This window comes from Amycolatopsis sp. cmx-11-32, from assembly GCF_047608695.1.
Lineage (GTDB): Bacteria > Actinomycetota > Actinomycetes > Mycobacteriales > Pseudonocardiaceae > Amycolatopsis.
The window spans coordinates 122,325-134,606 of the sequence record NZ_JADNQN010000015.1 but is presented as its reverse complement, the minus strand read 5'-3'; the positions used below and the strand labels follow the sequence as shown (position 1 = coordinate 134,606).

General features: G+C 69.4%; 12 protein-coding genes. 7 read left to right on the top strand and 5 right to left on the bottom strand.

The features are described from left to right. The first annotated feature begins 83 nt into the window (after positions 1-83). A complete protein-coding gene (locus ACM6LR_RS33860; RefSeq protein WP_414941643.1) occupies positions 84-737 on the top strand; it encodes an HAD family hydrolase in 654 nt (217 codons plus the stop codon). Here ACM6LR_RS33860 and ACM6LR_RS33855 read toward each other — a convergent pair. After that, positions 673-918 carry a hypothetical protein gene (locus ACM6LR_RS33855; RefSeq protein ID WP_414941644.1) on the bottom strand — a complete coding sequence of 82 codons (246 nt, stop codon included), beginning with the start codon at positions 916-918 and terminating at the stop codon, positions 673-675. The genes ACM6LR_RS33860 and ACM6LR_RS33855 overlap by 65 nt on opposite strands. 132 nt (positions 919-1,050) lie before the next feature. Between ACM6LR_RS33855 and ACM6LR_RS33850 the strand changes: the two genes are divergently transcribed. After that, positions 1,051-1,437 (top strand): cold-shock protein, encoded by a 387-nt coding sequence (locus ACM6LR_RS33850; RefSeq protein ID WP_101610878.1) that lies wholly within the window; start codon positions 1,051-1,053, stop codon positions 1,435-1,437. Between the two features lie 81 nt (positions 1,438-1,518). Here ACM6LR_RS33850 and ACM6LR_RS33845 read toward each other — a convergent pair whose 3' ends face one another. The 3 genes from ACM6LR_RS33845 to ACM6LR_RS33835 are packed head-to-tail and all read right to left on the bottom strand — an operon-like array spanning position 1,519 to position 4,756. Further along, positions 1,519-2,001 carry a DUF2771 family protein gene (locus ACM6LR_RS33845; protein WP_414941645.1) on the bottom strand — a complete coding sequence of 161 codons (483 nt, stop codon included), beginning with the start codon at positions 1,999-2,001 and terminating at the stop codon, positions 1,519-1,521. A gap of 10 nt (positions 2,002-2,011) precedes the next feature. After that, on the bottom strand, positions 2,012-3,940 hold the full coding sequence (locus ACM6LR_RS33840; protein WP_414945245.1) for an MFS transporter: 1,929 nt from the start codon (positions 3,938-3,940) through the stop codon (positions 2,012-2,014). 51 nt (positions 3,941-3,991) lie between these two features. Then, positions 3,992-4,756 carry a glutaminyl-peptide cyclotransferase gene (locus ACM6LR_RS33835; protein WP_414945244.1) on the bottom strand — a complete coding sequence of 255 codons (765 nt, stop codon included), beginning with the start codon at positions 4,754-4,756 and terminating at the stop codon, positions 3,992-3,994. Positions 4,757-4,805: 49 nt separating this feature from the next. On the opposite strand from ACM6LR_RS33835, the gene ACM6LR_RS33830 reads away from it, so the two are divergent. Further along, a complete protein-coding gene (locus ACM6LR_RS33830) occupies positions 4,806-5,765 on the top strand; it encodes a DUF3027 domain-containing protein (RefSeq protein WP_414945243.1) in 960 nt (319 codons plus the stop codon). Then, complete coding sequence (locus tag ACM6LR_RS33825; protein ID WP_414941649.1) at positions 5,755-8,568, top strand: sacsin N-terminal ATP-binding-like domain-containing protein; 2,814 nt, start codon at positions 5,755-5,757, stop codon at positions 8,566-8,568. Before ACM6LR_RS33830 ends, ACM6LR_RS33825 begins: the two co-directional genes overlap by 11 nt. A gap of 67 nt (positions 8,569-8,635) precedes the next feature. Here ACM6LR_RS33825 and ACM6LR_RS33820 read toward each other — a convergent pair whose 3' ends face one another. Continuing rightward, a complete protein-coding gene (locus tag ACM6LR_RS33820; protein ID WP_414945260.1) occupies positions 8,636-8,863 on the bottom strand; it encodes a DUF2530 domain-containing protein in 228 nt (75 codons plus the stop codon). 80 nt (positions 8,864-8,943) lie between these two features. On the opposite strand from ACM6LR_RS33820, the gene ACM6LR_RS33815 reads away from it, so the two are divergent. The 3 genes from ACM6LR_RS33815 to ACM6LR_RS33805 all read left to right on the top strand — a co-directional run bounded on the left by ACM6LR_RS33815 (position 8,944) and on the right by ACM6LR_RS33805 (position 12,264). Then, a complete protein-coding gene (locus tag ACM6LR_RS33815) occupies positions 8,944-10,401 on the top strand; it encodes an NCS2 family permease (protein ID WP_414941650.1) in 1,458 nt (485 codons plus the stop codon). A 67-nt stretch (positions 10,402-10,468) separates the two neighbouring features. After that, positions 10,469-10,900: a MarR family winged helix-turn-helix transcriptional regulator gene (locus ACM6LR_RS33810; protein WP_414941651.1), complete on the top strand. Its 432-nt coding sequence runs from the start codon at positions 10,469-10,471 to the stop codon at positions 10,898-10,900. A 104-nt stretch (positions 10,901-11,004) separates the two neighbouring features. Next, positions 11,005-12,264: an MFS transporter gene (locus ACM6LR_RS33805; protein ID WP_414941683.1), complete on the top strand. Its 1,260-nt coding sequence runs from the start codon at positions 11,005-11,007 to the stop codon at positions 12,262-12,264. Positions 12,265-12,282: the final 18 nt, after the last annotated feature.

Here is a 12,282-nt window from a genome sequence, read left to right as displayed (position 1 = left end):
GACACAGAGCACGCTCATGTCAAAGGAGTTGACGAGTACCTGTCCGGCGTAAATCCGTCGGTGGTGGCGGCTACCGTGGCGGTGTGGGCATCACCGTGGGGTTCGACCTCGACATGACACTGATCGATCCGCGGCCGGGCATGGTCGCGGTGATGAACGCGCTCGGCGTGGAATCCGGTCTGCCGCTGGACGGAGAGTTCTTCGCGGCCAACCTCGGCCCGCCCCTCGACGACAGCCTGCGGGGGTTCGGGGCACCGGAAGAGCGCATCCCGGAACTGGTGACGCGGTTCCGCGCGATGTACCCGGAGACCGTCGTGCCGGTGACGGTCGCGCTGCCAGGGGCGGCCCAAGCACTGCACGCGGTCCGCGAAGCGGGCGGACGCACCGTCGTCGTCACCGGGAAGTACGGACCCAACGCGAAACTGCACCTGGACGCCCTCGGTCTCGAGGTCGACGTCCTGGTCGGTGAGCTGTGGTCGACACAGAAGGCCGCCGCGCTCACCGAGCACGGCGCCCAGGTCTACGTCGGGGACCACCTCGGCGACGTCCGCGGCGCGCTGGCGGCGGGTGCGGTACCCGTCGGGGTCACGACGGGCCCGTGCACCAAGGCCGAACTGCTCGCGGAAGGGGCCGACGTGGTGTTCGATTCCCTGACCGAGTTCCCCGGCTGGTTCAGCTCTTTCGGCGAGCCTCGCGAACCAGGGCGATCAGGCCGAGAGCCAGACCCAGCGGGGTGACCACGCCCGCCGCGGCGGACAGCCACACCGGCAGGTTCTCCAACCCGGCGGCGAACAGGACGAACACGGCTGTGACGGCGATCATGCCGATCGCGAACAGGCCGATGCCCACGCGCATGAGGATGGGCTTGCCGGGCTTTTCGGGGACGGCCACGGCGGCCTCCTTTGCTGCGGTCTCCATGAAACAAAGGGTATCCGCCGGTATCCGCTTCTCCACAGGGCAGGTGTCGAGATACGCTTACGGGACGCGCGCCCTGGGTACGCCCCCGGGCGCGTTCGTTGTGAGCGGGACAGCAAAGGATTGGTGAGGGAAGTGCCGACCGGCAAGGTCAAGTGGTACGACGCGGAGAAGGGTTTCGGTTTCGTCACCCAGGATGGGGGCGCCGACGTCTACATCCGTAAAGCCGCGCTGCCGCAGGGCGTCGAAGGGCTCAAGGCTGGCCAGCGCCTCGAGTTCGGTGTCGCCGACGGCCGCCGCGGCCCCCAAGCGCTCTCGGTCCGGCTGCTGGACCCGCCGCCCTCGGTCGCCGAGGCGCGCCGCCGTCCCGCCGAGGAGCTGCACGGGCTCATCGAGGACATGATCAAGTTGCTCGAGCTCAAAGCGCAGCCGGACCTGCGGCGTAACCGCTACCCGGACCGCAAGAACACGAAGCAGATCGCCGAGATCATGCGCGCCGTCGCCCGGGACCTCGATCCCTGATCTGCACCCCTCCGGATGCTATGAACGGCCCGTTACTTGCAAAATTTGCAAGTAACGGGCCGTTCATAGCACGCGCTGCGCTCAGAGGGTGGGCGGTTCCACCTGGAGCGACCAGATCGCCGTGGTGACCGCTTCCGCGTCCTCCGGACGCCCCGTCTGGCTGATCACCGAAGCCTGCGCCACCTCGACGACGAGGATCTGGTCGTCGGGCCGGGGTGTCGTCACGGTGTAGGCGAACCGGTCCAGCGACGTGATGATGTCCTGCTTCAGTTCCTGCGGCTCGCCGTGGGCGTTCACGTACTGCACCGTGACCTTCCACGGCGTTTCCGCGATCCCGCTCGGCACCGAGATCTGCACCGGCTTCCCCGGCCGGACACGCAGCTTGCCCGCGGCGTCGGGTTTGGTGGTGCACTGGGCGCTCGTGATGTCGCAGGACGCCAACGGGGTGACGTTCACCGTCTTCCCGTCGGCGAAGAAGGTCACCTCTTCGGGGCCGGGGGCCGAGCAACCGGCCACCACGAGAACCCCCGCCGCGAGCAGGGCCGAAATACGAAGTCGCCGCATACGGTGAAGATTACGAGCCCGGCCGCCACCGGGAGTCACCGGCCTCCGACGGGAGGGGCGATTCGCTGGTCGGCTCCGGGCGCAGCGGGCGGTCGCCGCCGAGACCGGGGATCAGCGAGGTCCCGCGCCGGACCATGAACGTCTGCGTGAAGCCGACGGCCAGCAGGATCGACAGCACGAGGAACCCGATCCAGTACGTCGGCGGCAGCAGCAGGCCGACGGCACCGCCGAAGCACCAGGCCATCTGCAGTACGGTTTCGGACCGCCCGAACGCCGAAGCGCGCGACTCTTCCGGCAGGTCCTCCTGGATGACGGCGTCGAGGCTGATCTTCGCCAGCGCGCTCGCGGTCGCGCCGACGAGCGCGACGATCGCCGCCGTCGCCAGCCCGGCCGCCACGGTGGCGATGACCGAGATGCCGAGACAGGCTCCGACACAGGCCAGGATCACCTGATCCGGTTTGCCGAAGTGCAGCCGGGAGCCGAGCGCGTTCCCCAGGAAACCACCGGCGCCCGCCGCGGCGCCGATGATGCCGAGCAGCAGCAACTGGTCGAACGGGCTCTGCCCGCTGCCTTCGGCCTGCGCCTTCACCGCGAACGCGGAGAACATCATCAGGAACCCGGTCAGCACGCGGACGGTGCCGTTGCCCCACAGCGAGATGACGATCTGCCGACCCATCGGCTGCCGCTGCTTCTTGATCCGCCGCTCGGGATGCGCGGACAGCGAAGCCGGGACCTCGCCCTCGGTCTTCTCGACCCACGACGGGATCCGCATCGACTGCACGGCGGCCGCGACGCAGATCACCATGGTGAACCACAGCGCGCCCTGTGAGCCCCAGATCGCGTTGACCCCGCTCGCCAGCGCGCCGAACACACCGGCGGCGACCAGGCCGAACACGGTGAGCCGGGCGTTCGTTTTCGACAGGGTGATCTCGGGTGGCAGCACCCGGGGCGTCATCGCCGCTTTGAGCACGGTGAACGACTTCGACAGCACCATCATGCCCAGCGCCGCCGGGTACAGGAGCCAGTCGTCGAAATGCAGCGCCATCACGATGGCCATCAGTGCCTGGCCTGCCGAAGACACGCACATCGCGAGCCTGCGGCCGCGCTGGATCTTGTCCAGTGCCGGGCCGATCACCGGCGCCACCAGCGCGAACGGGGCGATCGTGATGAGCAGGTAGAGCGCGACCTTCCCCTTGCTCTCCCCGCTGGTCGCGGCGAAGAACAGCGTGTTGGCCAGCGCGATCGCCATCGCGGCGTCGCTGGCGTAGTTCAGCATCACCGCGTACGTCAGCGAAGTCAGGCCCGACTTGTCGGCGCCGTCCGCCTTCGTCGCGCGCTGGAACGCGCCGACGGCCTGCCCGGTGAGCTGACGGCTGCGCATCGCCGCGACCCGGGTGACCGTGATCTTCTTCGGCAGCTTCGGCATCCCGCCCGCCCGCGGCGGGACAGCGGTCGTCGGGTGCTCCTGCGGAAGTTCTCCGGCGCCGCGCGGTTCGCCCGCGTAGCCGCCGGTGTCGTAGTGCTCGTACTCGCCGCTGCCCGGCGGGTGGTCGTCGTAGAACCCGCCGGGACGACGCCGGACGGGTTCGGTCTGCCGCTGCGAAGGATCGGGGTACGGCCGCGCGCCGCGCGGCGGTGTCCGAGGCGGTGGTGGCGGTGGTGGCTGGTGGTGCCCCATCGGGATCGCGCCGGTGCGCGCCTCGGCGGCGGTCGGCCCGGCCGGATGAGGCTGGTACTGCGGGTGGGGCCGGGCCGCGCGGGGCGGGCCCGGTGGCACCGGCTGCTGGTCGACGCGGGTCGGCGGCGGCGCGGACCAGCTGCGTGCCTGGGTCGCGCCGGGTTCCGGCGTCCACTTCCGCTTGCTCTTGCGGCCGCGCTCCTTGCCCGCCCGACCGGAACGCGTGCCGTCGGGTTTGGAGTTCGAGCCGAAGATTCCCACCCTTCAATCCTGCCTTACGCGAGACCCGCCGCGCGCGCTCACCACTGCTTTCTAGGCGGCAGGGACGAACTTCACCCGGAACATCTTGGGCCAGAGCTTGCCGGTGAGCAGGAAATCGCCGGTGCCGGGTACCGCCGCGATGCCGTTGAGCACGTCGGCGGAGCTCCGTTCCTCGGGGCTGAGGAGTCCGGACGCGTCGATCTCGCCGGCGACCCGCCCGGTCGCGGCGTCGATCCGCAGGATCTCGTCCGTCTGCCAGACGTTCGCGTACACCGAGTCCCCGACGCACTCCAGTTCGTTCAGCTGGCCACGCCCGACGTCGACGCTGCCCGTCGGCGCGAAGGACGCGGGATCACGGAAGGTCAGCTTCGACGAGCCGTCACTCATCACCAGTCGCCCGTCGAGGTGACACAGGCCCCAGCCTTCACCCGTGTAGTTCACGCGCCTGCGCTCGGCCAGCGTCTTGGCGTCGCGTTCGATCGCGACGCCGTCCTGCCAGGTGATCTGCCAGGCCGTCGGCCCGAGCACGGTGATGCCTTCGCCGAACAGACCCGGTAGTTCCCGGCGGACCGACGGCGCCGCGCCCGCGGGCCCGGCCCGCATCGACGACTTCCCGACCAGGCCGGTCCCTTCGTACAGCGTCTCGCCGGAGAACTCGAGGCCCTGGGTGAAGGCGGCCGCGTCGTGTGGCAGGGACGAAAGCACCCGCACCTCGAGTTTCTCCGGCGCGGGCGGGGTGGCATCGCTCACCGGCGCGGCGGCACAGCCACCGAGGACGGCGGCCAGCAGGAGCGAGGTGGTCATCGGCGTGCGCACGCGGACAGCCTGACACGGACCGCGATATCGCGTGCGGCAGAATGGGGGCATGACCCTGCTGTTGACCCTGGACGACGGCTCTATCCAGCGCAAACTCGCCGAGGCGGTCGAACTCGCCCGCGCGGCGGTGCTGGAGGACGCCGGTGCCGAACAGGTCGGCGCGCACGTCGGCGTCGACCGGGAGGACGCGGTTTCCGCGAGCCACCTGTTCGAGGCGACCGTGACGGGTTATCGCGGCTGGCGCTGGTCGGTGACGGTCGCGCTCGCCGGCGAGGAAGAGCCGGTCACGATCAGCGAGGTCGTGCTCATCCCCGGTCCGGACGCGCGGGTCGCCCCGGCGTGGGTGCCGTGGGAGCGCCGCGTCCAGGCCGGCGACCTCGGTGTCGGCGACATCTTCCCGGTGGAGAAGGACGACCCGCGGCTCGCTCCGGCGTACCTGGCGTCCGACGATCCCGCGGTCGATGAGGTCGCCAAGGAGACCGGGCTCGGCCGGGTCCACGTGCTGTCCCGGTACGGCAGGCTCGACGCCGCCGCCCGCTGGCACGACGGCGAATTCGGCCCGCGGTCGGACATGGCGCGCAGCGCGCCGGACGTCTGCGGCGGTTGCGGGTTCTTCGTGTCGCTCGCGGGGTCGCTCAGCGCGGCCTTCGGCGCGTGCACCAACGACATCTCCCCGGCGGACGGGCACGTCGTCGACGTCGCGTACGGCTGTGGCGCGCACTCCGAGATCGAGGTCGAGGTGACCTCGTCGGTACCGGTGGCGGAACTGGTCTACGACGACTCGCTGATCGACTTCGAGTCCGCTCCCGAGGCACCCGTCGAAGCCGAGCCCGCCGAATCGACCGAGACCGAGGCCGAGTTCGCCGAGGCCACGGTCGTCGACGAGTCCGAGGCGCCGGTGGTCGAGGTGCCCGAGACCGCCGAGGTCCAGCCGGAGGTCGAACCCGAGGTCGCCGAGACCGAAACTCCCGAAGCTCAGCCCGAAACCGAAAGCGCCAGTGAGCACTGACCCGTTCGGCACCGAGCGGTTACGTGCCGCCGTCCTGCGTGCGTGGGCGGATTCGCCGACGCGGTTCACCGAGGACACCAACACCGAGAACGATCTGCGCGTCGGCGGCTACCGTGACCGGCTGTTCGTCGAGCTGGCGCAGAACGCCGCCGACGCCGCGCTGGCCGCGGGTGAGCCTGGCAGGCTCCGGGTGTCCGTTGTGGACGGTGAGCTGAGGTTCGCAAACACGGGCGCGCCACTGGACGCGCGCGGCGTCGAATCCCTTGCCTCCCTTCGCGCTTCCGGCAAGGGTGAAGAGACTGTCGGCCGCTTCGGTGTCGGGTTCGCCGCCGTGCTCACGGTTTCCGCCGAACCGCGGATCGTTTCGGCGACCGGCGGGGTCGCGTTCTCCGCGGACCGCACGCGTGCCGAAGCCGCCCGAACCGGTGATGTCCCCGTGCTCCGGCTCCCGTGGCCGGTTGGAGGCGGCGAACCTCCCCTGCCTGAAGGGTTCATCACCGAGGTCCGGCTCCCGGTGCGCGAGGGCGTCGACCTTCCCGCGTTGCTGGCGGACCTGAAGAACGACGTCGGTGACCTTCTGCTCACCCTGTCCTGGCTGGAGAGCATCGAGGTCGAAGGTGGTGCCTGGCGCCGCACCGATCTCGGCGACGGCGTCGTCGAACTCTCGTCACCGGACGGTTCCGCCGAGCACTGGCAGGTCCATCGCGGTGAGGTCGTCTGGGCCGTTCCGCTCGATGGATCCGGCTCGCCGCGTCCGCTCGGCGAGGACGTCCTGCACGCCCCGACGCCGACCGATGACGAACTTTCCCTGCCCGCGCGACTGATCGCGACGCTGCCGATCGAGCCGTCGCGTCGTCGCGCGCTGCCGGGGCCGGAGCTGACCGCGGCACTGAAGAACGCCGCGCGGGAGTACGTCGATCTCGTCCGCTCCCTGCCCTCGAAGGAACGCCTGGCGCTCGTCCCCGGTGGCGGGTTCCCACGTTCCACTGTGGACGGAACACTGCGCGAGGCCATTCTCGAAAACCTCGCCGATTCGCCATGGCTTCCCGCGCAAGCGGGTGACGACTTGCCGGGGCGTCAGGCGCGGGTCCTTTCGGTGGACGTGCCGGGGTTGGCGCCCCTGCTGGCCGATTTGGTGCCAGGACTGGTCTCACTGTCCGGTGTGGACCTTCGTGCTGTCGGTGCTCAGGCCCTTTCGCCCGCTGAGGCGATCGAACTGCTGACCGGGGTCCAGCGCGAGCCGTCGTGGTGGCACTCGCTCTACGACGTGCTGCTCCCGGCGCTCGAAGCGCACGACCTCACCAAGGACGACCTCGGCGCCCTGCCGGTCCCGATGTCGGACGGCCGTACCCTGCCCGGAGTGCGCGACGCGCTACTCGTCGGCGGCTCGGCGGAACTGCTCGAACTGCTGTCCGATGTGGACATCATCGGCCTGCGGCTCGTGCACCCGGTCGCCGCGCATCCGTTGTTGGAACGCCTGGGCGCCAAGCACTCTGAAGCGAGTGACCTGCTCGAAGCCGACGCGCTGAGCGCTGCCGTCGAGCGCAGTGTCGAAGACGTCCAGTCCGGTTTGGACGGTATGGCGTTAGCGGGCGCGGTGCTTCGACTGATCGCCGAAGTCGGCGACGACGCCCCCGAATGGGCGGGTGCCTTGGCCCTTCCGGGCGAAGACGGCTGGCGGCGCGCGGACGAACTCGTCCTGCCCACTTCGCCGCTGGGTGACATCCTCGATCCCGAGGTGTTCGAAGAAGACGGCGCGTTGTCCGTGCTGGACGAAAACTTCGCCGAGGACTGGCCGGTCGGCACCCTTGTCGCGGTCGGCGTGCTGAATTCTTTCGCGCTGGTCACCGACGAAGACCCGCTGGAGCCGGAGCACGGCCTGCCCGACGAGCACGACTGGTGGGATTCGTCCGAACGGCCGCCGTCCCGCCTGCTCGCCGTGCGCGATCTCGACCTGGTCGCCGACGACGCCTGGCCCGAGGCCTTGCGGCTGCTGGCGTCCCGCCCGGAAACCTGGCGGGCCCTCACCGAACCCGGCGGGCACGCCGGCTGGTGGCTCGCGCGGTACGCGCTGCTGGACGGGCACGCGCCGCTCGACTGGCGCATGCCGGACGCCGCCGCGCTGGCCGGTCTCTACGACGTCGTCCCGGATTCGGGACTGAGCAAGGAGATCCTGCTCGCCGCGGGCGTTCGGACGGAGCTGGGAACCGAGACCGCCGAGGACGTCGAAGATCTGCTTGAGCGGCTTGGGGATCCGGAGCGCACGGTGAGCCCCGGGCTCGCTTCCCGGGCGCACGCCGTTCTCGCGGAATCCACAGTGGACGTCGGGGCGCCGGATCGTGTCCGGGTCGCGGACGGTTCGGCCGCCGACGCGGGGAACGCCGTCGTGCTCGATGTGCCGTGGTTCGCCGCCGTGCTGGCGCCGGAGCGGATGGTCGTCTCGGCGAGTGGCGCCGGGGCGCTGGCGGAACTGCTGGACCTGCCGGTGGCGAGCGGTCTCGACGCCAAGGTCACCGAAGACGGCGAGTTCGTGCCGTGGACGGAGCTTTCCGCGCTCCGGCTGGCCGCCGATCAGCTGGGTGTCGAGCTGCCCGAGGGCGGGGTGCTGCTGCACGAGGCGCTGGCGGTGGCCTTCGAGGACGCGGAGCGCGTCGTCGCCTGGTGGTCCGACGGCAGGCTGCACGCCGCCGATACCCCCGAAGGCCTCGCGCGGGCCTTCGCCTGGGCCACGGACCGGTGGGCCGATCGGCACGTCCTCACGGCCCTGCTCGACGACCCCTCACCGTCGGCCCTCCTCAACTAACGCGATTAGTCCTCTAGTTGCGGTAGTTGCCCCGTGCAAGTACCGCAACTAGAGGACTAATCGCGGGTTACAGGCGCTGGGCGCTTTTGGAGCCGCGCCGGGCGGCGGCGCGTTGCCAGGCGATGATCGCGAGGCCGACGAAGCCGAGCACGAGGCCGGAGAGGGCCGTCTGCACCCAGATGCCGTCGGTCACAAACAACAGGACCACGGTCGCGACCGCCCAGAGCGAGGTACCTACGATCACGACCGGCGTCAGGTCGGTCAGCCGTTTCGGCAGCTCCGGCGTTGGCCGCACTGAACCGTTTACTTCCCCGGAATCGATCGATTCGCCCACGTGGGGAAGGGTACCCGGCAACGGGCGAAGGGTGGTACGCGATGGCGGAGCAGCGCACCCGGTCCACACTGGACCGGTACTTCAAGATCAGTGAGCGCGGCTCGACACCGGGACGTGAGGTCCGTGGCGGGATCGTCACCTTCTTTACGATGGCCTACATCGTCGTCCTCAACCCGCTGATCATCGGCAGCTTTTCCGCTTCCGACGCCGGCGCGCACAAGGACGTCCTGGGCAACATCCTCCCCGTTCCTCAGGTCGCCGCGGTGACGGCGCTGGTCGCGGGCGTACTGACCATCATCATGGGGCTGGTCGCGAACTACCCGTTCGCCATCGCCACCGGCCTCGGCATCAACAGCCTGATCGCGGTCACCTTCGCCTCGCAGATGACCTGGCCGGAGGCGATGGGCCTGGTGGTGATCGAAGGACTGGTCATCGTCCTGCTGGTCTTCGCCGGGATCCGCACGGCGGTGTTCAACGCCGTCCCGCCACCGCTCAAATCGGCGATCGCCGTCGGCATCGGCCTGTTCATCTGCCTGATCGGCCTGGTCGACGCCGGATTCGTCCGGCGCGTCCCGGACGACGCGAAGACCACCGTGCCGGTCGGGCTCGGCATCGACGGTTCGATCGCTTCGTGGCCGACCGTGGTGTTCGTCGTCGGCCTGCTGCTCACCGGCATCCTGGTGGCGAAGCGGGTCAAGGGCGCGATCCTGATCGGCGTCCTCGCCTCGACCGTGCTGGCGATCGTGGTCGAGGCGATCACGAAGGTCGGCCCGTCCAAGGGCGTCAACCCGCAGGGCTGGAACCTCGGTTACCCGGCGCTGCCGGACCAGGTCCTCGGCCTGCCGGACCTCTCACTGGTCGGCGACATCTCCTTCGGCGCCTGGACGCGGCTGCCGATCATCACCGTCGTGCTGCTGGTGTTCACCCTGGTGCTGGCGGACTTCTTCGACACCATGGGCTCGATGACCGGGCTGGCCAAGGAGGCGGACCTCCTCCCACCGGACGGCAAACTGCCGAATGTCGGCAAGGCGCTGTTCGTCGACGGCACCGCCGCGGTGGCGGGTGGCTTCGCGTCGTCGAGTTCGAACACCGTCTTCGTCGAGTCCGCGTCCGGAATCGCCGAGGGCGCCAGGACCGGCCTGGCGAACGTGGTCACCGGCGTGCTCTTCATCGCGGCCATGTTCCTGACGCCGCTGTACCAGATCGTGCCGGTCGAGGCCGCGGCTCCGGCGTTGGTCGTCGTCGGCGCGTTGATGATGAGCCAGGTCAAGGAGATCGACTTCGCCGACTTCACCGTCGCCCTGCCCGCGTTCCTGACCATCGTGGTCATGCCGTTCACCTACTCGATCGCGAACGGCATCGGCGCGGGCTTCGTCAGCTACGTCGTCATCCGCGCGGTCACCGGCAAGGCGAAGGGTGTCCACCCGTTGATGTGGGGCATCGCGGTGATGTTCGTGGCCTACTTCGCGGTCGGGCCGATCCAGGCCGCATTCGCCTGACCAGTGGTTATGTCATCCGTGGGCGATCTCACGGGGCGATGATCCGATCGTGAGGTATGCTAACTATATGTCCGGAGACACGCACGAGCGCTCTTTGGCGAGCCGCCTGCGTCTCGCGGTGGTGCGGCTCAATCGACGGCTGCGAGCCCAGCGTGCCGGTGACGGTATCTCGCTGACCCAGGTGTCCGCGCTGTCCACGCTGCACAAATGCGGTGCGCTGACCCCTGGCCAGCTCGCCGCGAAGGAAGGCGTCCAGCCGCCCTCGATGACGAGGGTGATCGCCGCGCTCGAGGAGATGGGTTACGTCGAGCGCAGGCCACATCCGACGGACGGCCGTCAGGCCATCGTCGAGTTGTCGGACCGTGGCCGGTCGTACGTGATCGAGCAGATCACCGCGCGGGAGATCTGGCTGGACAAGCAATTGGCGGAGTTGAGCGCGGAGGAACGCGAAGTGCTCTCTCGCGCCGCCGAGATCATCGACAGGATGGCGGGGAACTAACAGCGGTGACGACCACGGGTAGCGAAACACAGTGTCCTTCGAAGACCACTGCTACCCGGGAACCCGCTCCACCACCGCCCACGGCCGAGAAGCCGCGCGGGACGATTTTCTCCTCGCTGAAGGTGCGGAACTACCGGCTCTTCTTCACCGGCCAGGTCATCTCGAACATCGGTACCTGGATGCAGCGCATCGCGCAGGACTGGCTGGTGTTCACCCTCAGCGGCAACGACCCGGTCGCCCTCGGCATCGCGGTCGCGCTGCAGTTCACGCCGACGTTGTTCCTCTCGCTGTGGGCCGGGGTACTGGCCGACCGGGTCGACAAGCGGCGGCTCCTGATCGGTATCCAGATCGTCGTGCTGGCGCAGGCGGTCGTCCTCGGCGCGCTCGATCTGAGCGGTATCGCGGAACTCTGGCACGTGTACCTCCTCTGCTTCACGCTGGGCTGTACGGCGTCACTGGAAGTGCCCGCGCGGCAGTCGTTCGTCGCCGAGATGGTCGGCAGGGACAAGGTCACCAACGCCGTCGCGCTCAACTCCTCGATCTTCAACATGGCCCGTATCGTCGGCCCGGCCATCGCGGGGTTCGCGATCACCTGGGTCGGCACCGGCTGGCTGTTCATGGCGAACGCGGTGAGCACGGGCGCCGTCATCGCCGCGCTGGTGATGATGGACCCGGACAAGCTCTTCCGCGGCCCGGCCATCCCGCGTGAGAAGGGGCAACTGGTCGAGGGCCTGCGGTACGTCCGGCGGCGCAGCGACCTGATGACCGTGATGGTGCTGGTGTTCTTCGTGAGCACGTTCGGCATCACCTACTTCACCTCGCTGCCGATCGTCGCCGCGAACGTCTTCCACACCAACGCCGACGGCTACGGGCTCTTGTCGACGCTGGTCGCCGTCGGCACCTTCACCGGCGCGCTGATGTCGGCCCGCCGCAACACCCGCGGTGGTCCTCGCGTGCGGCTGCTGCTGATCTCGGCGTTCCTGCTCGGCGCGTTCGAGGTCGTCACCGCGTTCATGCCGACGTACCTGACCTTCGGCCTCGCGCTGATCCCGCTCGGCTACGCCACGATCACCTTCCTCAACACGGCGAACGCGCTGGTGCAGACCGCGGTCAGCCCGGAGATGCGCGGACGCGTGATGGGCCTCTACGTCCTCGTGCTGATCGGCGGCAACCCCATCGGTGGCCCGATGACCGGCTGGATCGCCGACGCCTTCGGCGGCCGCTCGCCGTTCTACATCGGCGGCGCGATCTCGGCGCTCGCCGCGGTGGTCTGCGCCGTCGTGCTGATCCGGCGCGGTGGGGTGAATTTGCCGGTGCGGCGGTTCGGCAACGGGTTGCGTGTGCTGAAGAGGGAGCGGGTGTGAACAAGCTCGGCGTCGAAC

Excerpts from the sequence above, each read along its gene's own strand:
- ACM6LR_RS33845 (WP_414941645.1), bottom strand. The coding sequence starts at position 2,001 with ATGCGGCGACTTCGTATTTCGGCCCTGCTCGCGGCGGGGGTTCTCGTG.
- ACM6LR_RS33830 (WP_414945243.1), top strand. The coding sequence starts at position 4,806 with ATGACCCTGCTGTTGACCCTGGACGACGGCTCTATCCAGCGCAAACTC.
- ACM6LR_RS33815 (WP_414941650.1), top strand. The coding sequence starts at position 8,944 with ATGGCGGAGCAGCGCACCCGGTCCACACTGGACCGGTACTTCAAGATC.
- ACM6LR_RS33855 (WP_414941644.1), bottom strand. The coding sequence starts at position 918 with ATGGAGACCGCAGCAAAGGAGGCCGCCGTGGCCGTCCCCGAAAAGCCC.
- ACM6LR_RS33810 (WP_414941651.1), top strand. The coding sequence starts at position 10,469 with ATGTCCGGAGACACGCACGAGCGCTCTTTGGCGAGCCGCCTGCGTCTC.